The organism is Amycolatopsis sp. A1MSW2902 (assembly GCF_017312175.1).
GTDB lineage: Bacteria > Actinomycetota > Actinomycetes > Mycobacteriales > Pseudonocardiaceae > Amycolatopsis > Amycolatopsis nivea.
This window is the reverse complement of record NZ_QJPO01000001.1, coordinates 4078121-4091061: the sequence shown is the minus strand read 5'-3', so window position 1 is coordinate 4091061 and position 12941 is coordinate 4078121. Positions and strand designations below refer to the sequence as shown.

Genomic DNA, 12941 nt, shown 5'->3' with positions numbered 1-12941 from the left:
GGGGCCGCCTGGTGGGGGAGCGAGCAGTCGGGGGAACGGGTCATGTGACCACCGCTTGGCCCACCAGGGCAAGGGAAAGCACCGCGAGGAGTCCCAGCACGATCCGGCGGGCGTCGCCGCGGGCGTGGCGGTACAGCCAGCTTCCGGCGGCGACTCCGGCCAACGCCAGGGGGAGGAAGAGCGCGGTCTGCAGGAGGACGTCGCTGGTGAGGAGGCCGCCGGTGCCCGCGGTGGCGACTGTCATGGTGTCCGCGGCCAGGAAGAAGACGACCAGGCTCGCGCGGTTGACCGTCATCGGCAGCGGGGACGCCAGGTACATCAGGACGACTGGCGGGCCGCCCATGCCGCAGGCGCCGTTCAGGACTCCGAAGGCGGTGCCCATGCTCGCGCACGCGCCGCGGCCGGGCAGGCGGCGGGTTCGGCGGCTCAGAGCCAGTGCCAGTGCGGAGAGCCCGACTACCAGGCCGACGGTCAGTCTCGTCGCGCGTTCGGGCAGCGCGGCGAGGAACCAGATGCCGACAGGGAGCCCGAGGAGCGCGCCGGCCAGGAGCCAGCGGACGGACGGGCGGTGGGCGTCGGACCAGGCCTTCGGCAGCAGGGTCACGCTGGACGCTATTTCGAGCAGGAGCGTGCTCGGGACGACGGCCGGGGGCGGCAGGACCAGGCAGAGGCAGCTGACCCACACCAGGGACGCGCCGAAGCCGGAGTAGCCGCGGATCAGGCCTCCGGCGAACAGAGCGGCGACGGCGAACGCCATCGCAGCCGGGGACAGTTGCCAGAAGGTCATCGGCGGCCCGGGGGAGCGAAGACCCTGGACGGGTGCGGCATCAGACCTCCACGGCGCGGGCGATCGCTCCACTGTGCGGGACGTCTGGTCGTGACGGTAGGTCCAGAATCGCGGCATCGGGGGGTGCCAGCCGGGAAAGCCGGGCGGCCCCGTCGAGGGACCGCCCGGCTTTCCCGCACAGACTGAGCAGCTCAGGTCGAGGCGACTCCGGCCTCGCCCCGCGATGAGTCCGTCTCGGTCGCCGCCGCGGGGGCGACCGGACGGCGCTTCCGGAACTGGTACGCGATCAGGATCAGCGCCAGCGTCACCGCGCTGAGCCAGAACTGCGAGCGGGTCGTCGGCAGGAACGCCATGGCCAGGATGACCGCCGCCATCAAGGCGATCGTGGCGTAGCTCAGCCACGGGAACAGCCACATCTTCAGGCTCAGCGCGCCCGGATCGGTGTTCTGCAGCCGCTTCCGCAGCCGGACCTGGGCCAGTGCGATGGCGAGGTACACGAACAGCGCGACCGCGCCGTAGGAGTTCACCAGGAACTGGAAGATCAGGTTCGGCGAGGTGTACGCGGCGATCACCGACACGTACCCGATGACAGTCCCGGCGATGATGGCCCGGCGGGGGACGCCGCTGCGGGACAGTTTGGTGAACATCTTCGGGGCGTCGCCGTTGCGCGTCAGGGCGAACAGCATCCGCGAGGACGTGTACAGCGCCGAGTTCAGGCAGGACAGCACGGCCGTCAGCACGATGGCGTTCATGATCGTCGCCACGGCGGGGATGCCCAGCACGTCCAGGACCGCCGCGTACGGGCTGACGGCGGTGTCGGGGGCGTTCCAGGCCTTGACCGCGACCACCACGAAGACCGAGCCGACGTAGAACAGGACCACGCGGAACACGATGGAGCGCATGGCCTTGGCGATCGCGCGGCGCGGTTCGGCGGACTCGGCCGCGGCGATGGTGACGATCTCGGCGCCGGTGTAGAAGCCGACGCAGGGGACGACCGCGGCCAGCACCGCGCCGATGCCCATGGGGGCGAAACCGCCGTGGGAGACCAGGTTCCCGACGCCTCCGTGCGAGCCGGGCCAGACGCCGAACAGGTACAGGGCGCCGACCACCAGGAACACGAGGATCGCGATGACCTTGATCGAGGAGAACCAGTACTCGAACTCGCCGTAGGAGCGCGCGGAGACCAGGTTGGTGGCGGTGAGCAGCAGGAGCAGGCCGAGGCTCAGCACCCACAGCGGCACGTTCGGCAGCCAGAGCTGCAGGATCCGGCCGCCGGCGACCGCTTCCACGGCCACCACGATCACGAAGAAGTACCAGTACATCCAGCCGACGGTGAAGCCGGCCCGGTTGCCCATCGCCTCCCTGGCGTAGACGTAGAACGAGCCGAGCGCGGGCCGCGCGACGGTCATTTCGGCCAGCATCCGCATGATGAGCACGGTGATCAGCCCGGCGATCAGGAACGAGACCACCGCCGCGGGCCCGGCCGACTGGATGACCACGCCGCTTCCGACGAACAGGCCGGCGCCGATCACGCCGCCGAGTGCGATCAGATTCATGTGGCGTTGCTTGAGGCCCGGTTTGAGACCGCTCTCGGCGGCTGTTTCCGGTGCAGAACCCACGTCTCCTCCTTCCGGCGGCGCCGGGGGACCTCGATGTCCCCGCGCCGGCCGCCGCCGCGATGTCGCTGAGAGCTGCTGTGTGGTTCCCGTCACCGTAGAAAGGAACAGGTCCCTTTGCGAGAGCCAGATACCACCGATGCTCTGGGACCAGAACGAGCCGGCCCCGGACAGCACGACGGGCGCCGGGTGCCCCGTGTCCTACGAGGTACCCAGCGCCCGCCGGCGCTATCCGTCAGGGCTGGATCGCCTTCTCCACGTCGGTGAGCATGCCGTCGACGCCGTGCAGGAGCTCGTCCAGCACGTCCGTGTCGGCCACCAGCGGCGGCGAGATCATGAGCATGGTCGCGCCCCGGTCGTCGCCGCGGAGGATGACCCCGGTGCGGCGGAACGACTCCGGCAGGACCTCCCGCAGGACCTGCAGCGACTCCTGGTCGGTCAGCTCGCGGCCGCCGTCGCGGTCGGCCATCAGTTCGATCGCGTAGAAGAACCCGGTGCCGCGGACGTCCTTGACGCAGCGGTGCGCGTCCTTCAGCGACTCCAGCGCGGCGTGCAGCTTCGGGCCCTCGGAGAGGACGTGCTCGGGCACCTTCTCGTCGCGCATCGCGCTGATGTTGGCGACCGCGATGGCCGTCGACACCGGGTGGCCGCCCCACGTCGCGCCGTGGGTGAACACGCCGCCCTTGGGGGAGTCGTACAGCTCGGTGACCAGCTGCTCGCGCACGATCACGCCGCCGAGCGGGGCGTAGCCCGAGGTGGAGCCCTTGGCGAAGGTGATCAGGTCCGGTACGACGCCGGTGAGTCCGTGGCCGAAGAAGTGGCCGAGGCGGCCGAACGAGCAGATGACCTCGTCCGAAACGAGCAGGATGCCGTACTTGTCGCACAGCGCCCGCAGCGCCGGCCAGTAGCCCTCCGGCGGGACCAGCGCGCCCCGGCCGTTCTGGACCGGCTCGGCGAAGACCGCGGCGACCGTCTCCGGGCCTTCCTCGAGGATGACCGCCTCGATCGCGCGGACGCAGTCGAGCTGGTCGGCCGGGCCGCAGTCGCCGGTGAAGCCGAGGGTGTTCGGGACGTGCCGGATGCCCGGCAGCAGCGGGCCGAACGGCTCCTTGATCTTCGGCAGGCCGGTGACCGACAGCGCGCCCATGGTCGTTCCGTGGTAGGCCATTTCGCGGCTGATGATCTTCGTCCGCTCCGGGGCGCCCTGGCTGCGGTGGTACTGCCGGACGAACTTCAGCGCGGTCTCGACCGCCTCCGAACCGGAGTTGACGAAGAACGTGGTGCCGAGGTCGCCGGGGGCGAGGTCGGCGATGATCCGGGCGGCCTCGATCGACGGCGGGTGCGCCGAGCCCCAGTTGCTGGCGTAGGCGAGGGTGCCGACCTGGTCGGCCGCGGCCTTGGCGATGTCCGCGCGGCCGTGGCCCATGTTGACGCAGAACAGCCCGGCGAGACCGTCGAGGTGGCGGCGGCCCTCGGTGTCGATCAGGTAGCTGCCCTCGCCGCGGACGAACACCGGGAATTCGCTTTGCCAGGTGTCCTTGCGCGTGAAGTGCGGCCCGAGGTGTCGGCGGGCAGTGGCCCGCAGCTCCGTGACGTTCACCTGGCGACCTCCTGTGTGTGCGAGAACGGGAATGTGTCGACGATCGCAATCTTTCTGGTCCACGCCCAGAGCCAGAAAGAGGCGGATCACTGGGGCCAGATCGGGGCCCGGACGCGAAAAACCGGCCGGGCGCGGGGCCCGGCCGGTTCGTCGGCTCGCTAGCGGGGATTACACGTAGTCCTGGTACTTCTCCAGGAACCGCACCGGCTTCGACAGCGCGTCGCGGCGGAACGGGTCGCCCAGCTCGCGGGTGCACATGATCTCGATGACCGTGGTGCGGCCTTCGTTCATCTGCGCGTCCACGGCCTTCTTCAGCGCCGGGCCGACGTCCTCGAGCTTGTCCACGACGATGCCGTCCGCGCCCATCGCCTGCGCGATCCCGGCGAAGCTCTCGCTTTCCAGTTCTCCGGCGACGAACCGGCGGTCGTAGAAGTCGACCTGGTTCTTCTTCTCCGCGCCCCACTGGCGGTTGTGGAACACGACGGCGGTGACCGGGATGTCGTGCCGCACCGCGGTCATGATCTCGCCCATGCTCATGCCCCACGCGCCGTCGCCGGCGTACGCGATCGCCGGCCGGTCCATCGCGGCGGCCTTGGCCCCGATGATGGTCGGCAGCGCGTAACCGCAGTTGCCGAAGGACATCGGCGCGAAGAACGACCGCGGCTCCTCGAAACGCAGGTAGCTGTGCGCCACGGAGTTGATGTTGCCGATGTCGGTGGAGACCATCACCCGCGGCGGCATGGCCTTCTCCAGTTCGCGCAGGACCTGGCGCGGGTGCAGCCAGTTGCCCTCCTCCTGCTCCTGCTCGGCGATCATGTCGAGGGAGTAGGGATCCTTCTCGTGGGTCCACGCGGAGAGTTCTTCCTCCCACGCGTCCTTCTCGGCCTTGGTGCGGTCGGCGCGCTCGCCGCGGGTGGCGTCGCAGGCGAGGGTGCGGTCGGCGAGGCGTTCGGTCAGCGCCGCGGCGGCGGCCTTCGCGTCGCCGCAGATGCCCACGGTGATCTTCTTGACCAGGCCGAGCATCTTGTGGTCGGCGTCGATCTGGATGATCTTCGCGTTCTTCGGCCAGTAGTCCATGCCGTGCTGCGGCAGGGTGCCGAACGGGCCGAGCCGGGTGCCGAGCGCGATCACCACGTCCGCCTGCGAGATGAGCTTCATCGCGGCCTTGGAGCCCTGGTAGCCGAGCGGGCCGCACCACTGCGGGTGGCTGGCCGGGAAGCTGTCGTTGTGCTGGTAGCTGTTGACGACCGGCGCGCCGAGCCGCTCGGCGAGCGCCTTGGCCTCCTCGACGCCGTCGGACATGACGACCCCGCCGCCGGAGATGATCACCGGGAACTCGGCGGTGGCCAGCAGTTCGGCCGCCTGGGCGAGGCTCTTCTCGCCGCCGGGGCCGCGGTCGAGCCGCTGCGGCTCGGGGATCTCGGTCTCGATCTCGCCGTAGAAGAAGTCGCGCGGGATGTTCAGCTGCGTCGGGCCGAGTTCCGCGTGCGCCCGGTCGAAGGCCCGCGCGGTGTACTCGGCCATCCGCTTCGGGTTGTTGACGTGCGCCTGGTACTTGGTGAACTCCTGGAACATCGGCAGCTGGTTGGCCTCCTGGAAGCCGCCCAGCCCGGTGCCCATGGTGCCCGCCTCGGGCGTGATCATCACGACCGGGCTGTGCGCCCAGAACGCCGCCGCGATCGCGGTGACGCAGTTGCTGATGCCGGGGCCGTTCTGCCCGATGACGACGCCGTGGCGCCCGCTGACCCGGGCGTAGCCGTCGGCCATGTGCGCGGCGCCCTGCTCGTGCACGACCGGGACGAGCCGGATGCCGGCCGGCGCGAAGATGTCCATCGCGTCCATGAACGCCGAGCCCATGATGCCGAAGATGTCGGTGACGCCGTTGGCCACCATCGTCTCGACGAAGGCCTCCGACGGGGTCATCTTCGCCGTCCCGCTGACGACGGTGCGGCCGTCGCCCGTCTTCCTCTCCGCCATGGTTGAACTCCTTCGACGCTGAAAGTCTTGGTTTTCGGTACGTGAGGTTCGTAAAAGCTGAACTCGATGGACCATAGGACGCCACGCGCGGGAGGTCAACCGGCAGTTGCTGGAAAACGAGACAGGATGTGCTACTTTTCGGAACGTGAGTGAGTTGCGGAAGACCAGCGCCGTGGAACTCGTGCGCGAGCCGGACGGCGCGGGCCTCGACGGAGACACCCCGACCATGCGGCTGTTCTCGCTGCTCGAGCTGATCGCGGCGAAGGACCAGCTGGTGACGCTGCAGAGCCTGGTCGAGGAGACCGGCCTGCCGAAGCCGACGCTGCACCGGATGCTGCAGCAGCTGGAAGGCGCGGGCCTGCTCGTGCGCCAGGCCGACGGGCGGCATTACGGCACCGGCGACCGGCTGCGCCGCCTCGCGGAGAACCTGCTGCTCAACGCGACGCACCACGGCGCGCGGCGCGCGGTGCTCAACCACCTGGTCGACGAGCTGGGGGAGAGCTGCAACATCACCGCGCTGTCCGGCAGCGAGATCGTCTACCTCGACCGCGTCGAGACGCCCGAGCCGCTGCGGTTCTACCTGCGGCCGGGTTCGCGCGTGCCGATCCACTGCTCGGCCAGCGGCAAGATCATTCTCTCCCAGATGAGCCCGGCGCAGCGGCGCAAGCTGCTCGCGCACGCTCCGCTCAAGCAGTACACCGCCAAGACCGTCACCGATCTCGACGCGCTGGAGGAGGAGTTCGCCCGCATCCGGCGCGACGGATTCGCCCTCGACGACGAGGAATTCCTGCCCGGGCTCGTGTGCGTGGCGGTGCTGGTGCCCAGCCGCAGCGGGCGGTCCAACCTGGCGGTGGCGGTGCAGGCCCCGGTCATGCGGCTCACCGCCGACAAGGCTTTGCAGGCGCTTCCCGCGTTGCAGCGGGCCGCCGAAGCGATCAAGGAGGTCGAGGCCGAGGGTTCGGCCGACGACGCCGACAGCATCCCGTCCTGACGGAGGTCCCCTGATGAACCCGTTGTGCGGCAACGGTCCCGACGCCCGGATCGCGGTGCGCGACGCGTTCGGCATCGACTCGAGCCTGGTCGTCCCGGCCTTTTCCGAGCCCGGCGAGCACGTGCCCGAGATCGATCCGGCCTACCGGTTCAACCCGGACGTGACGCTCGCGTTGCTGGCCGGGTTCGCGCACAACCGGCGCGTGCTCGTGCAGGGCCTGCACGGCACCGGCAAGTCCACGCACGTCGAACAGGTCGCGGCGCGGCTGAACTGGCCGTGCCTGCGGGTGAACCTCGACGGCCATATCAGCAGGCTCGACCTCGTCGGCAAGGACGCGGTGGTGCTGCGCGACGGCAAGCAGGTCACCGAATTCCGCGAGGGCATCCTGCCGTGGGCCCTGCGGCGGCCGACCGCGCTGATCCTCGACGAGTACGACGCGGGACGGCCGGACGTCATGTTCGTCATCCAGCGGCTGCTCGAACGGGACGGCAAGTTCACCCTGATCGACAGCAACACCGTGCTGCGCCCGCATCCGGGGTTCCGGCTGTTCGCCACCGCCAACACCGTGGGGCTGGGCAATCTCAACGGGCTCTACCACGGCGTGCAGCGGCTCAACCACGCGCAGATCGACCGGTGGAACATCGTCGCCGCGCTCGATTACCTGGCGCCGGAAGAGGAAGCGGCGATCGTGCGGGCGCGGGTGCCGCGGACGACCGAGCAGTTCGCCGAAGCGATGGTGGCGGTCGCCGGGCTGACCCGCGAGGGGTTCCGGGCCGGCGACCTGTCCGCGCTGATGTCGCCGCGCACCGTCATCACGTGGGCGGAGAACTGCGAGATCTTCGCCGATCCGGCGCTGGCGTTCCGGTTGACCTTCCTCAACAAATGCGACGAGGCCGAACGCCCGGTCGTCGCCGAGTACTTCCAGCGCTGCTTCGACCTGGAGCTGGCCGCGGCGTGAGCACGCCCGAGACCCGGCGGCGCCAGCAGGTCGAGGAGCTGTCCGCGGCGGCGATCCGGGCGGTCAGCGGGTCGCCGGACGCGCATTTCCGGGGCGGGCGCCTGCACCGCGGCACCCGTCCGGTGCCGATGCCCGCACCGCATCTGCGTTCCGAGGACGAGGACGTGCAGTCCTTCCGCGGCGCGGCGGACGGGATGGCGTTGCACCTGAGCCGGTCGGATCGGGAGCTGCACAAGCGGTTGCGGCCCGAGGGCGGTGTCGAACGGTTGCTGTTCGAGCTGCTGGAGCAGTTCCGGGTGGAGTCGCTGATTCCGAACGGTTTTCCCGGCGTGACGGCGAATGTGCGGCGGCGGCACGAACGCTGGTCGCTGTCGGCGCACCACAATGGACTGACCGAGACGGCGCGCGGCGTGTTGATTTACACCGTCGCGCAGGTCGCGCGGGCGCGGATCACCGGCGAGCCGGTCGTGGAAGAGACCGAGGATCTGATCGAGGCGACCCGGGCGGCGATCGCGCCGATGCTCGGTGCGCACTTGGCCGGGCTTCGGCGGAACCGGGCCGATCAGGCGGCGTTCGCCGAGCACGCGCGGGCACTGGCCGAGGCGGTCGCCGGGTTGCTGGAGCCGGAGAAGTCCGAGGACGCCGACGACGAGGAAGACACCGCGGCGTACGCGCTGCTGCTGGATTTCGACGACGAAACCGGCAGCGAGGAAGGCGGCACCGCGGGCCTCGGTGACCACAAAGGACCGGTGGCGGCCGGGTCGTACCGGGTTTTCACCACCGCCTACGACCGCGAGGACCGGGCGGGACCGTTGGTGCGGCCGGAATTGCTGCGCGAGTTGCGCGAACGGCTCGACGCCCGGGTAGCGAAGCAGGGCGTCAACGTGGCTCGGCTCGCGCGGGAACTCACTGCGGTGCTCGCCGAGCCGGAACGGTCCGGCTGGGACGGTGCGCAGGAGGAAGGCCAGATCGACGGCCGGGCTCTCGCGCGGTTGATCGCGACGCCCGCGGACCATCGGGTGTTCCGGGTCGAGCGGACCGAACCGGTCGCCGACGTGCTGGTCACCTTCCTGATCGACTGCTCGGGTTCGATGAAGGCGCACCGGGAAACCGTCGCGGTGCTGGTCGATCTCTTCGCTCGCGCGCTCGATCTCGCCGGGGCCAGTTGCGAAATCCTGGGCTTCACCACCGGTGCCTGGCACGGCGGCCGGGCGCGGCGGGACTGGATGCGCGCCGGGCGGCCGAAGCACCCTGGGCGGCTCAATGAGCGCCGGCACCTGGTGTTCAAGGACGCGGCAACCCCGTGGCGGCGCGCGCGGCGGGATGTCGCGGCGTTGCTCAAAGCCGATCTGTTCCGCGAAGGCATCGACGGCGAGGCGTTGGCGTGGGCGGCTGAACGGGCCCGGGCGTGCGATGTACGGCGGCGGCTGGTTTTCGTGCTGTCGGACGGAAGCCCGATGGACGGTGCGACCGCGCTGGCCAACGAGGAGCGGTACCTCGACCGGCATCTGGTGCAGGTGGCCGACGGGCTGGAGCGGAGCGAGACGGAGGTGTACGGCATCGGGGTCGGGCTCGATCTCAGTGCGTACTACCGCCGCAGTGTGGCCCTGGACGCCGCGGAAGGCACGGGATTCCGTGCCTTCCGCGAGATCCTCGACCTGATGGCGCGCCGCTAGCCTGCCGGTTGAGCGACCGGCGGGACCGCGGCGGGTTCGTTGCGCTCCAAGGCGATCGGCGAACGCTTCTTGCCCGGAGCGAGCAGGCTCCAGCCGAAGACGATCACCAGGTTGACGCCCATCGACACCAGACCGGTGTTGAGGCCGCCGAGCGTCACGCCGGTGGCGTACAGGACGACCGCGGTCACCACGCCGACCACCATGCCGGTCGCGATCGCGGCCGTGCGCACCCGCCGGGCGAACAGGATCGCCAGCCAGCCCGGCACGACCTGGGCCAGCAGGTTGTAGGTCAGGTTCAGCACGGTGAGCATGAGCGTCGAGGCGGTCAGCGTGAGCACGGCGGCGAGCACCAGGAACACCGCCACCGCCACGACCGTCCAGCGCCGTTGTGCCGCGGGCCGGACGTTCGGGGCCAGGTTGCGGCTGACCATGCCGCCGATCGCCAGCGCCGTCGCGGACAGCACCAGCACGCCGGACAACGCGGCGCCGGCGGCCACCAGACCCAGAACCGGTTCGGGGAGAAGGCCTTTCGCGGTCACCATGAAGACCGTGTTCGGATTCTTCAGCCCGGGGTGCTGCTTGAGGCCGTAGTAGGCGGCGAAGACGAGGAACGGGTAGATGAGCATGTACAGCGGCATCCACACCGTCGAACTCTTCACCGCCCGCTCGGAGCGCGCCGGGAACACGTACGCGCCGCCGAAGCCGAGATAGAAGACCACGCTCTGGAACAGGATCGTGGTCATCGCGAACCACAGGTCCTGTCCGCCCATCGTGGTCTGCGCCCTGGCCAGCGCCTCCGGTCCGGTCACCCCGGAGGTCCCGCCTGCGACCAGCACCGCGGCGAGGCCGACGAGCACCACGCCGAGCAGCATGAACGCGTCCTTGAGGATCGACACGAACGCGGGGGAGCGGATGCCGGACACGGCGATGTAGGCGAACGCGATGATCCCGGCCAGGATGACGCACTGCACCGGCGTCAGTTTCAGCCCGAGGTTGCTCAGGACGACTTGCAGGCCGATGAACTGGTACTGGCCCCACGGCACGAGCGCGATCAGCATCGTCACGCAGGTGATCAGCTCCAGCGTCCGGCTGCCGTAGTGGCGGCCGAAGACGTCCGGGACGGTCATCGCGTCGTGTTTGCGCGCCGCGCGCCAGACCAGCGGGGCGAGGAAGTAGCCCAGCGAATAGGCGAGCAGGATGTAGCCGAGGAACCAGATCCCGTAGCTCGCGCCGTGCGCGTAGATGCCGCTCGGGAAACCGATCATCGTGCCGATGCTGTACACCTCGCCGACGGCCAGGAAGTACAGCAGCCACGGCGGGAACGAACGGCCGCCGACCAGGAACTCGGAGATCCCGCCGCCGCGCGACGAACGGCCCGCCCACAGCGCCAGCAGGATCGACAGCCCCATCACGACGGCGACAATGAGAATCAGCATTACTGGTCCTCCTTCGCCGCGGGCGTGTCCGCCGGATAGTGCTTGCGGTCGAAGAACCGCCAGCTGATCCACAGGCACAGGGTGGTCAGCGGGAAGCAGAGGAACATCCAGAAGAACACCAGCGGGAACCCGGCGACGGTCGCGGGCGAACCCGCCACCAGCGGGATTCCGCCGAGGACCGCCACCGCGGGGATGCCGAGCCCGATGCACAGGCTGGGCCAGCTCCGGATCATCGCGCACCCCCGGCGGGGACGGGATCGCGTTGCCAGACCAGCCGTCCGCCGATCACGGTGGCGTCGACGGTCAGATCCCGGATCCGGTTGGGGTCCACTGTGGTCGGATCCTCGGACAGCACGATCAGGTCGGCGAGCTTGCCGACCTCGAGGCTGCCCTTGCTCTCTTCCTCACCGGCCAGGTACGCGGCGTCGATGGTGTATCCGCGCAAGGCGGCTTCGACGTCGATCGCCTGCTCCGGGCCGAGGAGCTGGCCGCTGCTGGTTTGCCGGGCGACGGCGCACCAGATGCCTTCCAGCGGCGGCACCGGCGTGACCGGGGTGTCGGAATGGAGTCCGAAGTGGATTCCGCGGGAGCGGGCCGACGCGAGCGGGCTGATCCGGCGAGCCCGTTCCGGGCCGAGGAAAACGTCCCGGTGCCGGTCGCCCCAGTAGTAGACGTGCTTGATGAAGAACGACGCGGCGATGCCGTTTTCGGCCATCCGGTCGAGCTGGTCCTCGCGGGCGGTCTGGCAGTGTTCGATGCGGTGGCGGCGGCCGGTGCCTTCGGGCGCGCCGAGGCGGGCGTAGCCGTCGATGATGGCGTCGATCGCGGCGTCGCCGTTGCCGTGCACGGCGACCTGCCAGCCGGCGGCGTCGAGGGCGGCGATGCGGCGGGACAGTTCGTCCGGTTCGAGCAGCATCATGCCGTGTTCGTCGGGGTCGCAGGTGTAGCCCTCGGCCAGGCAGCCGGTGCGGCCCTGGATCGAACCGTCCGCGACGATCTTGATGCCGTTCATGGTGAAGCCGTCCGGATTGGACGGGTCCGGCGATTCGGGGGCGCCTTCGGCGAGGCCGGGCAGGAGGGTGTGGAAGAGGTAGCCGTGGATGCGGGTGCGCAGCTTTCCGGCGCTGGTGAGCATCCGGTACGCGGCGAGTTCCTGTTCGCCGCCGATGAGGCCGATTCCGGTGTCGTGCACCGAAGTCACGCCGTTGCGCAGGTACTCGGCGTCGGCGAGCTGGAGTGCCGCGGCCAGTTCGTCGGGGCCTTGCGACGGCATCGCGGAGTTGACCAGGAACGCCGCGGTCTCGATGAGGAGGCCGGTCGGTTCGCCGCGTTCGTCGCGGGCGATGGCGCCGCCGGGCGGGTCGGGTGTGGCCGCGGTGATGCCAACGGCTCGCAGCGCGGCGGAATTCGCCACGCTGAAGTGTCCGGTCACGTGGGTGAGCAGGACCGGGTTCCGCGGCGAAGCCGGGTCGAGATCGTGCCGGGTGGGGTGCCGGTTGTCGGCGAGAAGTGTGTCGTCGTAACGGAAACCCTTGATCCATTCGCCGGGGCCGAAGTCGCGCGCCGCCTGGTGGACGCGGTCGGCGATGTCGCTGATCCGGTCGTTGGGCGGGCTTCCGGCGTCGACCGGGGCGGCCAGCGCCATGCCGAAGAACGAGGGATGGTTGTGCGACTCCACGAAACCCGGGATGACGGTGCGCCCGGCCAGGTCGAGCACGGTCGTTTCGGGACCGGCGAGAGCGGCGATCGAACGGTCGTCGCCGATCTCGGCGATCCGGCCGTCGCGGGCGGCGAGCGCGGAGGCCCGCGTCCCGCCTCGGTCCAGGGTCAGCACCGTGCCCCCGAGCACCACCAGGTCGGGGGCCGGACGAGCGGATACCGCGGGTTCGCCCACGATGGG

Annotated in this window: 10 protein-coding genes; 3 read left to right on the top strand and 7 right to left on the bottom strand. The window is 70.0% G+C overall.

The genetic code is table 11. The features are described 5' to 3' along the window. Window positions 1-40: 40 nt before the first annotated feature. The 4 genes from DMP23_RS18840 to xsc all read right to left on the bottom strand — a co-directional run bounded on the left by DMP23_RS18840 (window position 41) and on the right by xsc (window position 5980). Complete coding sequence (locus DMP23_RS18840; RefSeq protein WP_043838116.1) at window positions 41-787, bottom strand: sulfite exporter TauE/SafE family protein; 747 nt, start codon at window positions 785-787, stop codon at window positions 41-43. 191 nt (window positions 788-978) lie between these two features. Beyond that, on the bottom strand, window positions 979-2343 hold the full coding sequence (locus DMP23_RS18835; protein WP_337824412.1) for an amino acid permease: 1365 nt from the start codon (window positions 2341-2343) through the stop codon (window positions 979-981). Between the two features lie 295 nt (window positions 2344-2638). Continuing rightward, the gene (locus tag DMP23_RS18830) at window positions 2639-4003 is read right to left on the bottom strand and encodes an aspartate aminotransferase family protein (protein ID WP_037814387.1); all 1365 of its coding nucleotides are present in this window, start codon (window positions 4001-4003) and stop codon (window positions 2639-2641) included. A 168-nt stretch (window positions 4004-4171) separates the two neighbouring features. Next, the gene (gene xsc, locus DMP23_RS18825) at window positions 4172-5980 is read right to left on the bottom strand and encodes a sulfoacetaldehyde acetyltransferase (protein WP_037814386.1); all 1809 of its coding nucleotides are present in this window, start codon (window positions 5978-5980) and stop codon (window positions 4172-4174) included. A gap of 145 nt (window positions 5981-6125) precedes the next feature. On the opposite strand from xsc, the gene DMP23_RS18820 reads away from it, so the two are divergent. Genes DMP23_RS18820 through DMP23_RS18810 form a run of 3 tightly spaced genes read left to right on the top strand, consistent with a single transcriptional unit; the run spans window position 6126 to window position 9605 of the window. Then, on the top strand, window positions 6126-6971 hold the full coding sequence (locus DMP23_RS18820; protein ID WP_037814385.1) for an IclR family transcriptional regulator: 846 nt from the start codon (window positions 6126-6128) through the stop codon (window positions 6969-6971). A 13-nt stretch (window positions 6972-6984) separates the two neighbouring features. Beyond that, complete coding sequence (locus tag DMP23_RS18815) at window positions 6985-7929, top strand: AAA family ATPase (RefSeq protein ID WP_337821872.1); 945 nt, start codon at window positions 6985-6987, stop codon at window positions 7927-7929. Next, on the top strand, window positions 7926-9605 hold the full coding sequence (locus DMP23_RS18810) for a cobaltochelatase CobT-related protein (protein WP_337821871.1): 1680 nt from the start codon (window positions 7926-7928) through the stop codon (window positions 9603-9605). The genes DMP23_RS18815 and DMP23_RS18810 overlap by 4 nt, the downstream gene beginning before the upstream one ends. Here DMP23_RS18810 and DMP23_RS18805 read toward each other — a convergent pair. Genes DMP23_RS18805 through DMP23_RS18795 form a run of 3 tightly spaced genes read right to left on the bottom strand, consistent with a single transcriptional unit; the run spans window position 9602 to window position 12935 of the window. Continuing rightward, window positions 9602-11041 (bottom strand): sodium:solute symporter family protein, encoded by a 1440-nt coding sequence (locus DMP23_RS18805; RefSeq protein WP_337821870.1) that lies wholly within the window; start codon window positions 11039-11041, stop codon window positions 9602-9604. The genes DMP23_RS18810 and DMP23_RS18805 overlap by 4 nt on opposite strands. Continuing rightward, a complete protein-coding gene (locus DMP23_RS18800; protein WP_037814381.1) occupies window positions 11041-11274 on the bottom strand; it encodes a DUF3311 domain-containing protein in 234 nt (77 codons plus the stop codon). The genes DMP23_RS18805 and DMP23_RS18800 overlap by 1 nt, the downstream gene beginning before the upstream one ends. After that, on the bottom strand, window positions 11271-12935 hold the full coding sequence (locus DMP23_RS18795; RefSeq protein WP_337821869.1) for an amidohydrolase: 1665 nt from the start codon (window positions 12933-12935) through the stop codon (window positions 11271-11273). The genes DMP23_RS18800 and DMP23_RS18795 overlap by 4 nt, the downstream gene beginning before the upstream one ends. Between the last annotated feature and the right edge of the window lie 6 nt (window positions 12936-12941).

Excerpts from the sequence above, each read along its gene's own strand:
- DMP23_RS18840 (WP_043838116.1), bottom strand. The coding sequence starts at position 787 with ATGACCTTCTGGCAACTGTCCCCGGCTGCGATGGCGTTCGCCGTCGCC.
- DMP23_RS18835 (WP_337824412.1), bottom strand. The coding sequence starts at position 2,343 with ATGAATCTGATCGCACTCGGCGGCGTGATCGGCGCCGGCCTGTTCGTC.
- xsc (WP_037814386.1), bottom strand. The coding sequence starts at position 5,980 with ATGGCGGAGAGGAAGACGGGCGACGGCCGCACCGTCGTCAGCGGGACG.
- DMP23_RS18815 (WP_337821872.1), top strand. The coding sequence starts at position 6,985 with ATGAACCCGTTGTGCGGCAACGGTCCCGACGCCCGGATCGCGGTGCGC.
- DMP23_RS18805 (WP_337821870.1), bottom strand. The coding sequence starts at position 11,041 with ATGCTGATTCTCATTGTCGCCGTCGTGATGGGGCTGTCGATCCTGCTG.
- DMP23_RS18800 (WP_037814381.1), bottom strand. The coding sequence starts at position 11,274 with ATGATCCGGAGCTGGCCCAGCCTGTGCATCGGGCTCGGCATCCCCGCG.